The sequence below is a fragment of the Brevibacterium sp. LAARM3_SD1 genome, from assembly GCF_057364765.1.
The window spans coordinates 39,620-52,884 of record NZ_JBNFOL010000011.1 but is presented as its reverse complement, the minus strand read 5'-3'; the positions used below and the strand labels follow the sequence as shown (position 1 = coordinate 52,884).

9 protein-coding genes and 2 pseudogenes are annotated in these 13,265 nt (G+C 64.8%); 4 read left to right on the top strand and 7 right to left on the bottom strand.

The annotated features are described in order from the left end of the window. Nucleotides 1-68: 68 nt before the first annotated feature. Nucleotides 69-764, bottom strand: a complete 696-nt coding sequence (locus AC2W7L_RS08485) for a TetR/AcrR family transcriptional regulator (protein ID WP_486004095.1) — start codon at nucleotides 762-764, stop codon at nucleotides 69-71. A gap of 65 nt (nucleotides 765-829) precedes the next feature. Between AC2W7L_RS08485 and AC2W7L_RS08480 the strand changes: the two genes are divergently transcribed. The 4 genes and pseudogenes from AC2W7L_RS08480 (at nucleotide 830) to AC2W7L_RS08465 (ending at nucleotide 5,389) form a co-directional block, all read left to right on the top strand. Beyond that, nucleotides 830-2,476, top strand: coding sequence for an amidohydrolase (locus tag AC2W7L_RS08480; protein ID WP_486004094.1), 1,647 nt, complete (start codon nucleotides 830-832; stop codon nucleotides 2,474-2,476). Nucleotides 2,477-2,491: 15 nt separating this feature from the next. Further along, nucleotides 2,492-3,852, top strand: a pseudogene (locus AC2W7L_RS08475) (APC family permease). A gap of 221 nt (nucleotides 3,853-4,073) precedes the next feature. After that, a complete protein-coding gene (locus AC2W7L_RS08470; RefSeq protein WP_486004093.1) occupies nucleotides 4,074-4,421 on the top strand; it encodes a PadR family transcriptional regulator in 348 nt (115 codons plus the stop codon). After that, nucleotides 4,418-5,389, top strand: a complete 972-nt coding sequence (locus AC2W7L_RS08465; protein WP_486004092.1) for an HAAS signaling domain-containing protein — start codon at nucleotides 4,418-4,420, stop codon at nucleotides 5,387-5,389. The genes AC2W7L_RS08470 and AC2W7L_RS08465 overlap by 4 nt, the downstream gene beginning before the upstream one ends. Before the next feature lie 56 nt (nucleotides 5,390-5,445). On the opposite strand, the gene AC2W7L_RS08460 is transcribed toward AC2W7L_RS08465, so the two are convergent. The 6 genes and pseudogenes from AC2W7L_RS08460 to AC2W7L_RS08435 all read right to left on the bottom strand — a co-directional run bounded on the left by AC2W7L_RS08460 (nucleotide 5,446) and on the right by AC2W7L_RS08435 (nucleotide 13,089). Next, entirely contained in the window at nucleotides 5,446-6,723 is a 1,278-nt protein-coding gene (locus AC2W7L_RS08460; protein WP_486004091.1) for a methyltransferase, read from the bottom strand. Nucleotides 6,724-6,776: 53 nt separating this feature from the next. Continuing rightward, complete coding sequence (locus AC2W7L_RS08455) at nucleotides 6,777-7,058, bottom strand: HPr family phosphocarrier protein (protein WP_092012026.1); 282 nt, start codon at nucleotides 7,056-7,058, stop codon at nucleotides 6,777-6,779. A gap of 119 nt (nucleotides 7,059-7,177) precedes the next feature. Beyond that, on the bottom strand, nucleotides 7,178-8,848 hold the full coding sequence (gene ptsP / locus AC2W7L_RS08450; protein WP_486004090.1) for a phosphoenolpyruvate--protein phosphotransferase: 1,671 nt from the start codon (nucleotides 8,846-8,848) through the stop codon (nucleotides 7,178-7,180). A 161-nt stretch (nucleotides 8,849-9,009) separates the two neighbouring features. Continuing rightward, a pseudogene (locus AC2W7L_RS08445) lies at nucleotides 9,010-11,084 on the bottom strand (PTS fructose transporter subunit IIABC); the annotation flags it as partial. Beyond that, nucleotides 11,081-12,298 (bottom strand): 1-phosphofructokinase family hexose kinase, encoded by a 1,218-nt coding sequence (locus tag AC2W7L_RS08440; RefSeq protein ID WP_486004089.1) that lies wholly within the window; start codon nucleotides 12,296-12,298, stop codon nucleotides 11,081-11,083. The pseudogene AC2W7L_RS08445 and the gene AC2W7L_RS08440, both read right to left, overlap by 4 nt. Continuing rightward, nucleotides 12,295-13,089: a DeoR/GlpR family DNA-binding transcription regulator gene (locus AC2W7L_RS08435; protein ID WP_486004088.1), complete on the bottom strand. Its 795-nt coding sequence runs from the start codon at nucleotides 13,087-13,089 to the stop codon at nucleotides 12,295-12,297. Before AC2W7L_RS08435 ends, AC2W7L_RS08440 begins: the two co-directional genes overlap by 4 nt. Nucleotides 13,090-13,265: the final 176 nt, after the last annotated feature.

Here is a 13,265-nt window from a genome sequence, read left to right as displayed (position 1 = left end):
GTCGGGGTTCTGTCTGCGGGCCCGCCCCCAGAACGAGTCGAGTGTGACATCGAGCTTTGCCGAATGACTCACGACACAGCCTCAAGCCGATGCTTCAGACCTTGGATCAGGCTAGTCAGCCCAAACTCGAAGGACGCCACCGCTGACGAGTTCTCGCCGAATTGAGGATCCAGCGCACCTCGAATCTCCGCAAATCTATCTCCGGCCGATTCCTGAGTGATGAGGTCGACCGGAGCGACGATGTCCAAAGCGGAACCGAGGACATAGGCTTCGACGGACCGCATCACCGCCACAGTCTGACCCTGCGGCCACCCTCCTCGACGAAGTCCACCGATCACTGAGTCATACATTTCATACGTTGAGAGGTCTCGAATCGAGGTCGTGGCCAGCAATCGGATGAGGTTCGGGTGGTCGGCGAAGGCTCTGAGATACGTCCGGGCCCACAGCTCCAGAGCTCTGTCCCACGGCACGCTCTCCGACGATTCCTCGACCCTAGAGAATACTTGAACGTCGATTCCAGCCACAATACGGGCGCGCATCAATTCGATGAGTTCACCTCGGCCGGAGACATGGTTGTACAGAGACGACACCTGTCTGTCGACGCGAGCCGCCAGAGTTCGCATCGACAATGACTCTTCGCCGAGGTCGTCGACAAGCGCGAGCGCGGCATCAACCAGCCGATCCTGATTCAATCTCACAGAATGCTCGCTCTCAATTTCGCACTTCCCTACATCTTTCGAGCAGTGTATCGTGTTCCCAGTCACATACGAACACTGTTCGTGTAAACGCCGGTGCGGCCGGCCACACGCAATGGAGCAGGAGGACGGCCATGAAGACTCAGCACTTCCACAACGGCACGGTCTGGCTAGGTGCCGGTGCCGAACCCGCGGACTCCCTCGTGGTTCAAGACGGCATTGTCGTTGCCGCTGGTTCACACGCGGTGTCTCTCGTCCTCGATCTTGTCTCGAGCCACGACGGCGCAGAGTTTGAGTCCATCGATCTCGACGGCGGGTTCCTCATGCCGTCCTTCGGCGACGGCCATGCTCATCCGATCTTCGGTGGCATGGAAGCAGAGGGCCCACAGGTGAGATCGTGCACGAGCGTCGAAGAGATCATCGCTGAAGTGAAACGGTACGCCGAGGCTCACCCCGACGACGACTGGATCACTGGTGCCTCATATGACGGCAGCCTCGTACGCGACGGCCTCTTCGACGCCGAATGGCTTGACAGAGCCGTGTCCGACCGACCGGTCGTCCTTCGCGCTTGGGACTACCACACCGTGTGGTGCAATTCTCGAGCATTGGAACTCGCGGGAATCACTGCCGCAACCCCGGAGCCGCAGATTGGCGAGATTCCTCGCCGAGACGACGGCTCACCGCTGGGCACTCTGCGTGAATGGGGTGCAATTGATCTGATCGACGCCGTTCGTCCGCCACACCACGATTCCGTCCGACTTCGCGCTCTCGATCGGGCAGCCGACTATTACCTGGCTCGAGGCGTCACTTGGGTCCAGGACGCTTGGGTGGAGCCAGCAGATGTCGAGACCTATGCGTCCGCCTCTCAGCAGAATCGGCTCAAACTGCGATTCAACCTCGCGTTCTACGCCGATCCCCGCCGCTTCACGCAACAGCTGCCCGAAATGCTTTCTGCGCGCCAAAGGATCGAGGAACTCTCGGATCCGTACCTGACCGCTCAGACCGTGAAGTTCTTCGCCGACGGAGTCATCGAGAACGAAACCGGTGCGCTCATCGAGCCCTACTGCTCCTCCCTTCACAACCACGGCATGCGAGTCTGGGAAGGAGATTCGCTGGCAGAGGCGGTTCGCGAAGTCGACGCGGCAGGTTTTCAGATCCACATCCACGCCATCGGCGACGCGGCCGTTCGACAAGCATTGGATGCCATCGAGTACACAATCCGGAACAACGAAGCCCGTGATCGACGGCCGGTGATCGCACATGCCCAGATCATCGACTCTGCCGACCTGTCCCGCTTTGCTGAACTCGGCGTCATCGCGAATATGCAGCCTCTGTGGGCTCAGCTCGATGACCTCATGACAGTACTCACTGTCCCCCGGATCGGCAGAGAACGCGCCGTAGCGCAATATCGGATGCGCAGCGTCCTCGACAGCGGCGGACACCTTGCGTTCGGTTCGGACTGGCCCTGCACTTCAGGGGCGCCGCTCGAGGGTCTCGCCGTTGCCGTGAGCAGACAGACCGATGACGGTGAGCCCGAGGGCGGGTGGACTCCCGAAGAGATCCTCGACGTCGAACGCTCTCTCGACGCTTATTCGGCTGCGGTTGCCCACCAAGCATTTGCAGACCAAAGCCCCGACGAGTGGGGAGTGATCCGTCCGGGCGCGAGCGCCGACTTCATCGTTCTCGATTCGGATCCTCGAACACTTCTCCCACAGGTACTGTCTGATGCCCCTGTTCGCCGCACATACCTGCGCGGCGTGGCCGTCCATTCAGCGGACTGAATCGAAAGGACAATGATGTCCCATTCCAATCACAACGCCACCGCTCAAGACACCTCCCAAACCCACCTGAAACGTGCACTCGGGGTACCTTCACTCGTCTTCTTCGGCCTCGTCTATATGGTTCCGCTGACCGTCTTCACGACTTACGGAATCGTCACCCAGGTCACCGGCGGCCGCGTCCCGGCCGCTTACGTCATCACGTTGCTGGCAATGGTGTTCACCGCCAGGTCATACGCGAAGATGGCCGGGGCAATGCCCTTTGCCGGTTCGGCATACACGTACACGCAGAAGAGTTTCGGTGCAGGAATCGGCTTCGTTGCCGGCTGGGCACTGCTTCTCGACTACCTATTCTTGCCGATGATCAATTATCTCGTCATCGGCATCTACCTCAGCGCAGCCTTCCCCATGATCCCTGCTTGGGTCTTCGTCGTCTCTGCCATTGTTCTCGTCACCGTCCTCAACGTCATCGGAATCGTCTCCGTTGCACGGGCCAACATCGTCATCATCGCTGCTCAAGCAATCTTCATCGTTGTCTTCGCCGCGCTCGGCATCGCCTCATTCACGGATCCGGTTCTGTCGACCTAGCGGCGCCGTTCACTGGTGACGGCTCGGCACCCGGATTCGACAATGTCATGGCCGGCGCAGCGATACTGTGTCTGTCATTCCTCGGCTTCGATGCGGTCTCGACTTTGTCCGAGGAAGCCAAGGACGCGAAGAGAGCAGTCCCCCGCGCAATCGTCATCGCCACTGTCACCGGCGGCCTCATCTACATTGTTCTGTCATACCTGGCTCAGCTGGTCTTCCCGTCGAATCAGTTCGCCGATGTCGATTCAGGCGCGCTCGACGTCATGGCGGCGGCCGGCGGCGAATTCCTCACCGCCTTCTTCACCGCCGCCTATGTCGCCGGAGCATGCGGCTCAGCTCTGACCTCGCAGGCATCAGTCTCACGCGTTCTCTTCGCGATGGGTCGAGACGGCGTGCTCCCGAAAAGCTACTTCGGCCGCTTGTCACCGCGCTTTCACACACCCACGATTGCGACTCTCACAGTCGGCGGGGTCTCTCTGCTTGCGCTCGCCGTCGACCTCGCATTCATATCGGAGATGGTCAGCTTCGGTGCTCTGATCGCGTTCTCAGCAGTGAATCTGTCGGTCATCAAACACTTCATCATCGACGAGAAGAATCGTGGTTCCCGTGCAGTTCTCAGCTCTGTCGTTCTGCCGGGAATCGGATTCTGTCTGACCTTGTGGCTTTGGACGAGCCTTTCTCCGCGGACTCTGCTCGTCGGAGCCGTCTGGCTGATTCTCGGAGTCGGATACCTCGCCTTCGTCACACGAGGCTTCCGGAAGCCGACACCGATGCTCGACCTCGCGGACTGAACCTCCTCGGCGAGACCCAAGTCCATCGCCACCAGTCACCCCCGCTCCCTCGCGCCTCCTCCCCCGCTCCGACGCGGGCGGCAACGCCACCCTTCGGGCGAATGGCCCAATTTAAGACGAATAGCCCATGTTTGAACATGGGCTGTTCACCCTCAACTGGGCTGCAGCGAAATATACCTCTCCTCTTGTAATAGTGTGTTACACACACTATCGTGTGATGCATGAACGAGGACGCACAGAAGGCATTGGCCACCCACGAACAGGAGCTGCGACGCGGCACCGTGGTCTTCGCCAGTCTCGTCGCCTGTCGACGGCCGCAGTACGGCTACTCGCTGCTGACGACGCTGACCGAAGCAGGCATCACCACCGAGGCCAACACCCTCTACCCCCTCCTGCGACGGCTCGAGAAACAGGGCCTGCTGACGGCCGAATGGAATACCGAACAAGCCCGCCCCCGCAAGTACTACACGCTCACCGACAGCGGCGCCGAAGTCGCCGCCGCACTGCACAGCCACTGGCTCGAACTCAACTCCAGCATCACCAAGCTCTGGAAGGACGGAACACCATGAGTGCGCTCACCGAAATCTACGTCGACAACGTCACCCGCCACCTGCCTGAAGACTCCCGTCCCGACATCGCCGCCGAGATCACCGCCACGATCGACGACATGGTCGACGCCCGCCTCGGCGAGGATGCGGACCCCTCCCCTGATCACACGGCCGCCATCGAACGCGAGGTCCTCGAAGAGCTCGGCGATCCCGTCGCGCTGTCCCGGGAGTATTCGAACTCCCCACAGCACCTCATCGGCCCCAATTCCTACCCGCTCTATATCTGGTCGCTGCGGTGGGTTCTGCCCATCGTGGGCCTGTTTGCGGTGCTCACCAACGTCGTGGCCACCATCGCAGTCTCTCCCAACGCTCAGATCGGAGAGATCATCGGCAAGACTGCGGGCAACACCGTCACCGCTCTGCTGACCGCATTCGCCGTCATCACGATCATCATCGCTCTCGGCGACCGCAGAACGGACGGCGGCGCTTCCTCATCGATGAAGAAGCGACAGCCTGGCACGTGGTCCGTCGATGACCTCGACCGACGTGATTCCCACGGCAAACAGATCCGCGCCGAGGCGGGGCTCGGGTTGGTGTTCCTCGCGGCCCTGGCTACCCTCCCGTCCATCCCGACGACCCTGCTCTACGTCGGCCACCTCAACGAGGGCGAAACGTTCATCAACCCAGACCTCGGTGTCGGTTGGCTGGTCGGCTACTGGGCGTTCCTCGCTCTCATGGCCGCGATCGAGATCATCAAGTTCACGACCGCTTCGGCGAAACCGACCGTGGCGCTCATCGGCGGAATCATCGATGTGGCCATGGCCGTCTTCCTCACCATCACCCTGCTCACCCAGCCAGTCCTCCACCCCGAGCTGACGAACACCGCCAACGCCGATATCCAGCAGATCATCACAGCCATCGCGATCTGGATCATCACCATCTGGGACCAAGTGAGCACCTGGCGGATCTACCGCAGCAGACGTCGCTGAGCAGGAGCGATCGGGCCGCGCACCGGCGGCTCCGATCGCACAAAGGCCGACGAAGCTCAGTCGCGGCGGCTGGCGATGACGGTGAACTTCTTGTTCCGGGCCAGCTGCCGACTCGCTCCGATGATCGATTCGAGCCGACCCCGATAGCGCAGATGGGAATTGAACACCGTAAGCACCTGCCCGCCCGGAGCCAGATGCTCGGCGGCCGTGGCCATGAGCGCCGCGGCCGTCTCAGTTTCGATGGCCGTTCCCTGATGGAACGGCGGATTGAGCAGGATGAGGTCGAATTCGCCGAGGCCCGCCAGGGCCGGCTCCTCCGGATCCGCAGCATCACCGAGGATGATGTCGACTCCGACTCCGTTCGCCGCTGCAGTCGCCCGCGCCGAGGCGACCGCCGCTTTCGACACATCGACGCCGAGTCCCGTATTCGCTCCCGAGGCCCGCATGGCCGCGGTGAGCAGCCAGCCGTTGCCGCAGCCGAGGTCGAGCACGGATTCCAGGTCGTCGTCGGCGAGCAGTTCCAGCAGAGAGTCGATGAGCAGCGCCGAGCCCTCATCGCTCTTCGCCCCGGAGAAGCAGGCCCCATGAGCACGGACTTCGACCTCGCCGACTCCGCTGTGGGAGATCACGCCGCGGAGTGGGAATTCGGGCAGACTCGGGGAGGACAGGGGGCGGCTGCCGATGATCATCCGGTGTTTGCCGACCCCGGGCGAGACATCGACTCGGCCGAAGCCGCGGGCAAGCTCCTTGTTGACGCCGCGGCTCATCGCATCGCTGCGGCCGATGACGATGATGGTGCTCACGAACGGCTGCAGCACCGCGATCGTCTCGGTGAGCGCATTCATCGCCTTCGGAGCGTTGACGACGGCCCACGTCTCCCCCACAGCGAGTTCGGTCAGTTCCCCGATCTCACCGAACTCGCTCATGGCCAACACTGGGGCCGCCTCGGTGCCGGAATCTCCGGCAGCACCCGCGGACTCGCCGGCTCCGGCCAGAGACTCGACCGCCGCGGCCAAGGTCCGCGCCTCGTCGAGGCGGTCGTTAAATGTGCACACCTGCGTCAGACGACTGAGCAGGGTCGCCTGCAGACCATGCGCATCATCGATGAGGATCAGGTTCTCGGGGGCCTCGGCCGAGAGTTCGGCGGCGACGAAGGTGCCTTCGGTGTCACGGCCCGAGACGTCGAGGGCTCCGCAACGGCGTCCAATGACGTAGTCGACGAGCATGCGGGCCTGCGGCAGGCCGGGCATGTCGATCAGCTGTGGGGACTCCGCCAGCAGGTCCCGGCTGCGTTGGACGGCGGCGGAGTCAGGGGGCAGCAGGGAGGCGGACATTCGATCAGTCTAATCCGATCGGATCACTTGCCGCCTCCTCGACCGAGAGCGGCTCAGCCTTCAGCGTCGTGATCGGTCTCGATGAGCTGCTTGAGCTGGGCCAGCGTTTCGTCGGCTCCGTCACCTTCGGCGCGCAGAACGACCTTCTGACCGTATTCTGCGCCGAGGCCCATGAGGGAGAGCACGCTGGCTGCGTCGAGGGCGTCCTCGGCAGGTTCGCCCTCCAAGGCGATGGTGATCTCGAGATCAGAGTCCGCGGCGGCCTCGGCCAGCAGAGCTGCTGGGCGGGCGTGCAGGCCGACGGTGCTTCCGACTGTTGCGATGGTCTCTGCCATAACGCTGTCCTTCCTGTTCGGACCAGTCGAGGTGGCCGGTCCGGTGTTTCGTTGTTGCCTATGGGTGGTGTCTGTGGTGGTGCTGCGTGTGTCTCTGGTTCACTGCCCGACGGTCGGTCTCACAAGCCGAGCTCGTTGAGGATCGGGAGTTCGGCTCGGACCGCGGCCTTCGCGTCGTTCGGGCTGCGTGCCGCCAGGGCGCTGCGGGCGATCTGCTGTGCTTGGTCCATGGTGACACCGGCCAGCACCTCGGCGACAGCCGGCAGAGCCCGCGACGCCATGGACAGACTGGTGACTCCGAGGCCGACGAGCACGACGGCCAGCGCCGGATCGGCCGCGGCCTCACCGCAGACGCCCACCGACTTCTCCGCCTCAGCACCCTGGGCGGCGGCCATGCCGATGAGCTGCAGTACGGCCGGCTGCCACGAATCGCTGAGTTCGGCCATTCCGCCGAGCATGCGGTCGGAGGCCATGACGTACTGGGTCAGATCGTTCGTGCCGATGGAGGCGAACTCGACCTCGCCGAGGATCGATGCTGCCTGCAGCGCAGCCGACGGGACCTCGACCATGACACCGGCCGTGGAGAGACCGGCGGCGCGGACGAGTTCCGCGAACTGCCCGGCTTCGTCCGCCGTGGCGATCATCGGGGCCATGACGTGGACGGTCACTGCATGTTTCGCAGCGGCGAGCGCGATCGCTTCGAGCTGACGTTCGAGGACACCCTGGGCCCGTCGGCAGGTCCGGAATCCACGCACGCCGAGGGCCGGGTTCGGTTCATCGGCGTCGGTGAGGAACGGCAGCGGCTTGTCGGCACCGGCGTCGAGAGTGCGCACGACGACTTTGTGATCGTCGAAGGCCGCGAACACCTGCCCGTAGGCGTCGGCCTGTTCCTCGACGCTGGGTTCGGTGTCGCGATCGAGGAAGCAGAACTCGGTGCGCAGCAGTCCGACACCTTCGGCACCGGCGGCCGCCGCTGCCCGTGCCTGAGCGCCGTCGCCGACATTCGCACGCAGCGGAATCCGCGTGCCGTCTGCCAGCAGACAGGGTCCTGTGAAGGACTGCAGCCGTCCGGCCGTCTCCACCCACGCTTCGACGAGTTCACTCTCCGACGCTCCGGGTTCGGTGCGCAGGATGCCCGCACCGCCGTCGACGAAGACGGGTGTGCGGTCGGTGATCTCGCGGACTCCGGTGGCTGCAACCACGGCCGGAATGCCCAACGATCGGGCGAGGATGGCCGTATGGCTCTGTGGCCCGCCCTCTTCGCAGACGAGTCCGATCACAAGCTCGGGATCGAGCGTCGCGGTGTCGGCGGGAGCGAGGTCGGTGGCGATGAGCACGAACGGCTCGGTCGAGTGCGGGATGCCGGGTGCCGGCACTCCGCGCAGGTGGGCGACGAGGCGGGCACGGACGTCGAGGACGTCGGCTGCGCGTTCGGCCATATAGCCGCCGAGCTTCTCCAGCTGGGCTGCGGTTTCCGCGGCCACCGTCCAGACGGCGGTTTCCGCGTCGGTGTCGGACAGGCGTTTGATCGCCGTCTTCACCAGAGTGGGGTCTTTGGCCATGAGTGCGGTGCCCTTGAGTACGTCGCGGGCGTCTCCGATGACGGTCTCCGCCCGCTCACGCACTTCGGCGTGGACGGCGGCCGAGGCTTCACGGATTCTGTTCGCCTCCGCCTCGGTGTCGGCCGGGGCCGGCTTCGCCACGGGTGCGGACACGGGTTCGGGCATGCTGAGCGCCGGGGCGATGACCCGTCCGGGTACGACTCCGATGCCTGAGATCTCTGCGGACATCCCCATTCCTTCCTCTCTTGCCTCTCGCACTATGGCGTTCAACCTCGCGTGGCGTCAGCGTTCGACGATACCGGTTCAGTCGGATTCGCCTCGTCGGCTGAACCGGATCCGGTGGTCGAACCGGTCGTCGCGGCTGCGGTCGCGGTCGCTGCGGACGGGGCGGTCGCCTCGGCGAGGCCTGCCGCTCCGCCCTTGCGGACGAAGATCTTGAGCGCGAGCACGAGCAGGGCGCTGATGATCGTGCCGACGACGACGGAGAGCAGGAACAGCAGGAACGAGTCGATGGCGAAGAAGACGAACACTCCGCCGTGCGGGGCCTGGCTGGTCACGGAGAAGGCCATCGTCATGCCGCCGGTGACGCCGGCTCCGACGACCGATGCGGGGATCACGCGCAGCGGATCGGAGGCGGCGAAGGGAATCGCGCCTTCGGAGATGAACGCGGCGCCGAGCAGCCAAGCGGCCTTGCCGTTCTCCTTCTCCGCCTGGGAGAAGATGCGCGGACGGACAGCGGTGGCCAACGCCATGGCCAGGGGCGGAACCATTCCGGCGGCCATGACCGTGGCCATGATCTCCCACGGCACGGGGTTCTCGACGGAGCCTGCGGCGAGTCCGGCCACGGCGAACGAGTACGCGACCTTGTTGACGGGGCCGCCCAGGTCGACGGCCATCATGGTGCCGAGGATGAGCCCGAGGATGACGGCGACAGTTCCCGTCATCGAGCTCAGCCAGCTGTCGAGGCCCTTGGTCAGGGCGCTGATCGGTCCGCCGAGGACCATGAACATCAGCCCCGAGGAGACGAGGGAGGCCACCAGCGGAATGATGACGACGGGCATGAGTCCGCGCAGCCACCTCGGTGCGGCGAAGGAGCCGATCCAGTGGGCGATGTAGCCGGCGAGGAGTCCGCCGATGATGCCGCCGATGAAGCCGGCACCCATGAGCACGGCGACGGCGCCGACGGTGAAGCCGGGGGCGATTCCGGGCCGGTCGGCGATTCCGAAGGCGATGTATCCGGCCAACGCGGCGACGAGGAAGCTCATCGACAGGTTGCCGATCTGGAAGGCCACGGCGCCTAAGTAGGCGCCGACGGGGCCGAGTGCCAGGTTGCCGTATTCGGTGGGCAGGTTCCACAGGGAGTTGCCCAGGACGATGTCCTCGGCGTAATCGGGGATGTCGAATCCGCCGAGGAGGAAGCCCAAGGCCATGAGCAGACCGCCGGCGCGACGAAGGGGATCATGTAGCTGACGCCGGTCAGCAGCACACGTTTGAGGTGGGCGCCGACACTTTCGCGTGAGCCGGACTGCGTCTCGGACGAGTCGTCGACGGCGTGAGCGGCGGTGAGCCTGCGGCCGTTGGGGGCGTCCGCCTCGGCGAGGGCCTTGCGAATGAGGCCCTGCGGATCGTCGATCCCGGCCTTGACCGGCACCTGCACATAGGGTTTGCCGGCGAACCGTGCCTTGTCGCGGACGTCGACGTCGACGGCGAAGACGACGGCATCGGCGGCATCGATGACGGCTTGGTCGATCGGGGTCGTGCCGCTCGATCCCTGGGTCTCGGTGACGACGTCGATGCCCATCTCGGAGCCGGCCTGGGCGAGCGCGTCGGCGGCCATATAGGTGTGAGCAATTCCCGTCGGGCAGGCCGTGACGGCGACGACGCGGCGGGGATTGTCGGTCGAGGATGCGGGGGATTCGGTGGGGGCTGCTGATGTGGGTGTCGGCTCGGTGATGGTCGGCGCTCCGCCGGTGGGGGCCGCCTCGGTGGGAGTCGCCTCTTCGGGCGTCTCGCGCAGGCCCAGTGCGGTTTCGACGAGGTCGACGATCTCCTGCTCGGTTGCAGCCGCGCGCAGTGAGGCGACGAAGTCCTTCTTGACCAACGATCGCGCGAGCTTCGACAGGAGCTTGAGGTGGTCCTTGCCGGCGCCTTCGGGGGCGGCGATCATGAACACGAGGTCGGCGGGGCCGTCCTTGGCACCGAAGTCCACCGGAGGGTTCAGTCGGGCCATCACGAGGCTGGGTTCGGTGACCGCCTCGGTGCGGGCGTGCGGGATGGCGATGCCTCCGGGAACACCTGTCGGGGTCTTCTCTTCGCGGGCGATCGCCGCGGCGGCCAGTCCGTCGCCTGAGTTCGCGCGGCTCTGTTCGGCGATCGTGGCGGCCAGGGCGCGAATGACAGCGGACGACTCCGTCCCCTGATCCGCGTCGAGGATCACCAGTTCTGTTGTGATGAGCGATGTCATCGTGCCTCCTCGGCTTCGGGGACTGTGCCCTCATGTCGGTGGGAAGAGTCGTCGGTGGGTGCGGCAGCTTGTGGCGCGGGCGCGGCTGCTACCGCGGTTGCTTCAAGTGGTGTCACGGTCACCGCGTCGGTCCGCGCGTCCTCCGGGCTCGGCACTCCGGTGCCGCGCAGCCGGGCGGCTGCGGCTCCATAGGCGACGGCCTGCGCCAGCGCTGCACTGGGTTCGCGACCGCCTGTCAGTCCGAGCAGGTACCCGGCCAGGGTGGAATCGCCTGCGCCCACGGTGCTGACAACGTCCATCGGCGGATGCTGGGCATGCCACGCGGTCTCCGGCTGGGCAAGGACTGCTCCACCGGCACCCAGAGTTGCAAGGATCGATCGTGGGCGGGCGCCGCCTGCCGTGAGCAGAGCCGATGTGGCGCGGGCTGTGAGCTGCGGTGAGGATTCCAGGCGGTCGGCGATCGCAAGCAGGTCGGCGGTTCCGAGGGGTGCGGCGGACTCATGCGCTTCTGCGGTCTTGCGAGGTTCGGCGGCCTCGAACGATTCGGTCGCGCCTCTGTCGCTGTCCGCCCGAGCGTCGTCCCGGGGTCCTCCGGGGTTGAGGAGACCGGCAGCCTGCAGGAGTCCTGCGGCACTGAGGAGTTCGGCGAGTTCCTCGGCGTTCGGTTTGATGAGATCCGGTGAGGCCGTCAGGGCCGCAGCCAGTGGAGCACCAGAGGTGTCGACGGCGATCAGCGGCGGCTCATCGAGCTCACGGATGCGTTCGATTGCGCGGGCGTAGAAGTCATCATCGACTCCCGGCGGCAGCGACCCTGCCAGGACGACCCAGCTCGTCCCAGAGGCTTGGTCGGCAACGAGGTCGAGCAGTGCGTTCTGGGACTGCGGGCTCAAGAGTGAGCCTGGTTCGTTGATCTTCGTCGTCGTGCCGTCGGGTTCGGTGACGGTGATATTGGACCGCAGCGGTGTGCCGGTGGGAATGGAGCGATGAGCCAGTCCGATCGAGTCGAGTCCGGTGAGCACCGGGTCGTCGACGTCTCCGGGCAGAACCGCCAGAGTGTCACGATCGGCGGCGGCCACGGCACGGGAGACATTGACTCCCTTGCCGCCGGGCTGCTGTCCGGCCCAGACTGCGCGCTGAACCTGGCCGCGGAGGACCGGGCCGGACAGCTCGATGGTCCGGTCGAGGCTCGGGTTGGCTGTGAGGGTGAGGATCATGGAGTGACGACCTCGACTTCCGCGGTCTCCAGGTGGGTCAACATCGGCTCGTCCGGCGCATCGTCGGTGATTAGGACATCGATCTGGTCGAGCTCTGCGAACCGCACCAGGGAGACGGCATCGAACTTTGCGGAGTCGGCGAGCACCGCGACCCTGCGTCCGGAGTGCACGAACGCCGATTTCGTCGCCGCCTCGTCGTGGTCGGGTGTGGAGACGCCGTCGTCGCTGAGTCCGTTGGTGCCGAGCACTGCGAGATCGACTCGGTGGCCTTCGATGGCCGTGATCGTCTGCGGTCCGACCATGGCCCGAGTGACCGGGCGGAATCGGCCGGGCAGGACGAAGATCTCGATGCCGGGAGCACCAGCCAGACTGTCGATGACGGACAGGGAGTTCGTGATCACGCGCAGCTGTCGAGGGGACTGTCCGGCGGACTGGCGCGCGGTGGCTTCGTCTGTGATCGCTCGGGCGAAGGCCGCGCAGGTCGTGCCGCCGTCCAGGGAGATGCTCATCGTCTCCTCCAGCAGGCTCAGGGCGATCCGGGCGATCGCGGTCTTCTCATCGAGATTGTGGATCTCACGGTCGCCGAAAGTCGGCTCTTCGAGGCTGTGGGGACGGCACGGCACTGCTCCCCCGTGGACGCGCTGGAGGGCTCCGGCCTTTTCGAGAGCGGCGAGGTCACGGCGGACGGTTTCCGTGGTGATGTCGAAATCGGCGGCCAGATCGGTGACATTGACCCGGCCCGCTTCGCTGACCAGTTCAGCGATGCGTCGTTGCCTTTCTTCAGCGAACACGTCCGGCCCTTTCCTTCGCGCGACTCTTCGTCAATCGGACGAATAACCACGTGGCTATCTGTTGGTTTGAATGATCTTAGGACTCTATTCACGTGCCGTCAATCACTTTCCAACATATATCCAAATATTCCAACATCGAGTTCCGGGCAGACGACGAGTGCCCCAGAACGCAGGGT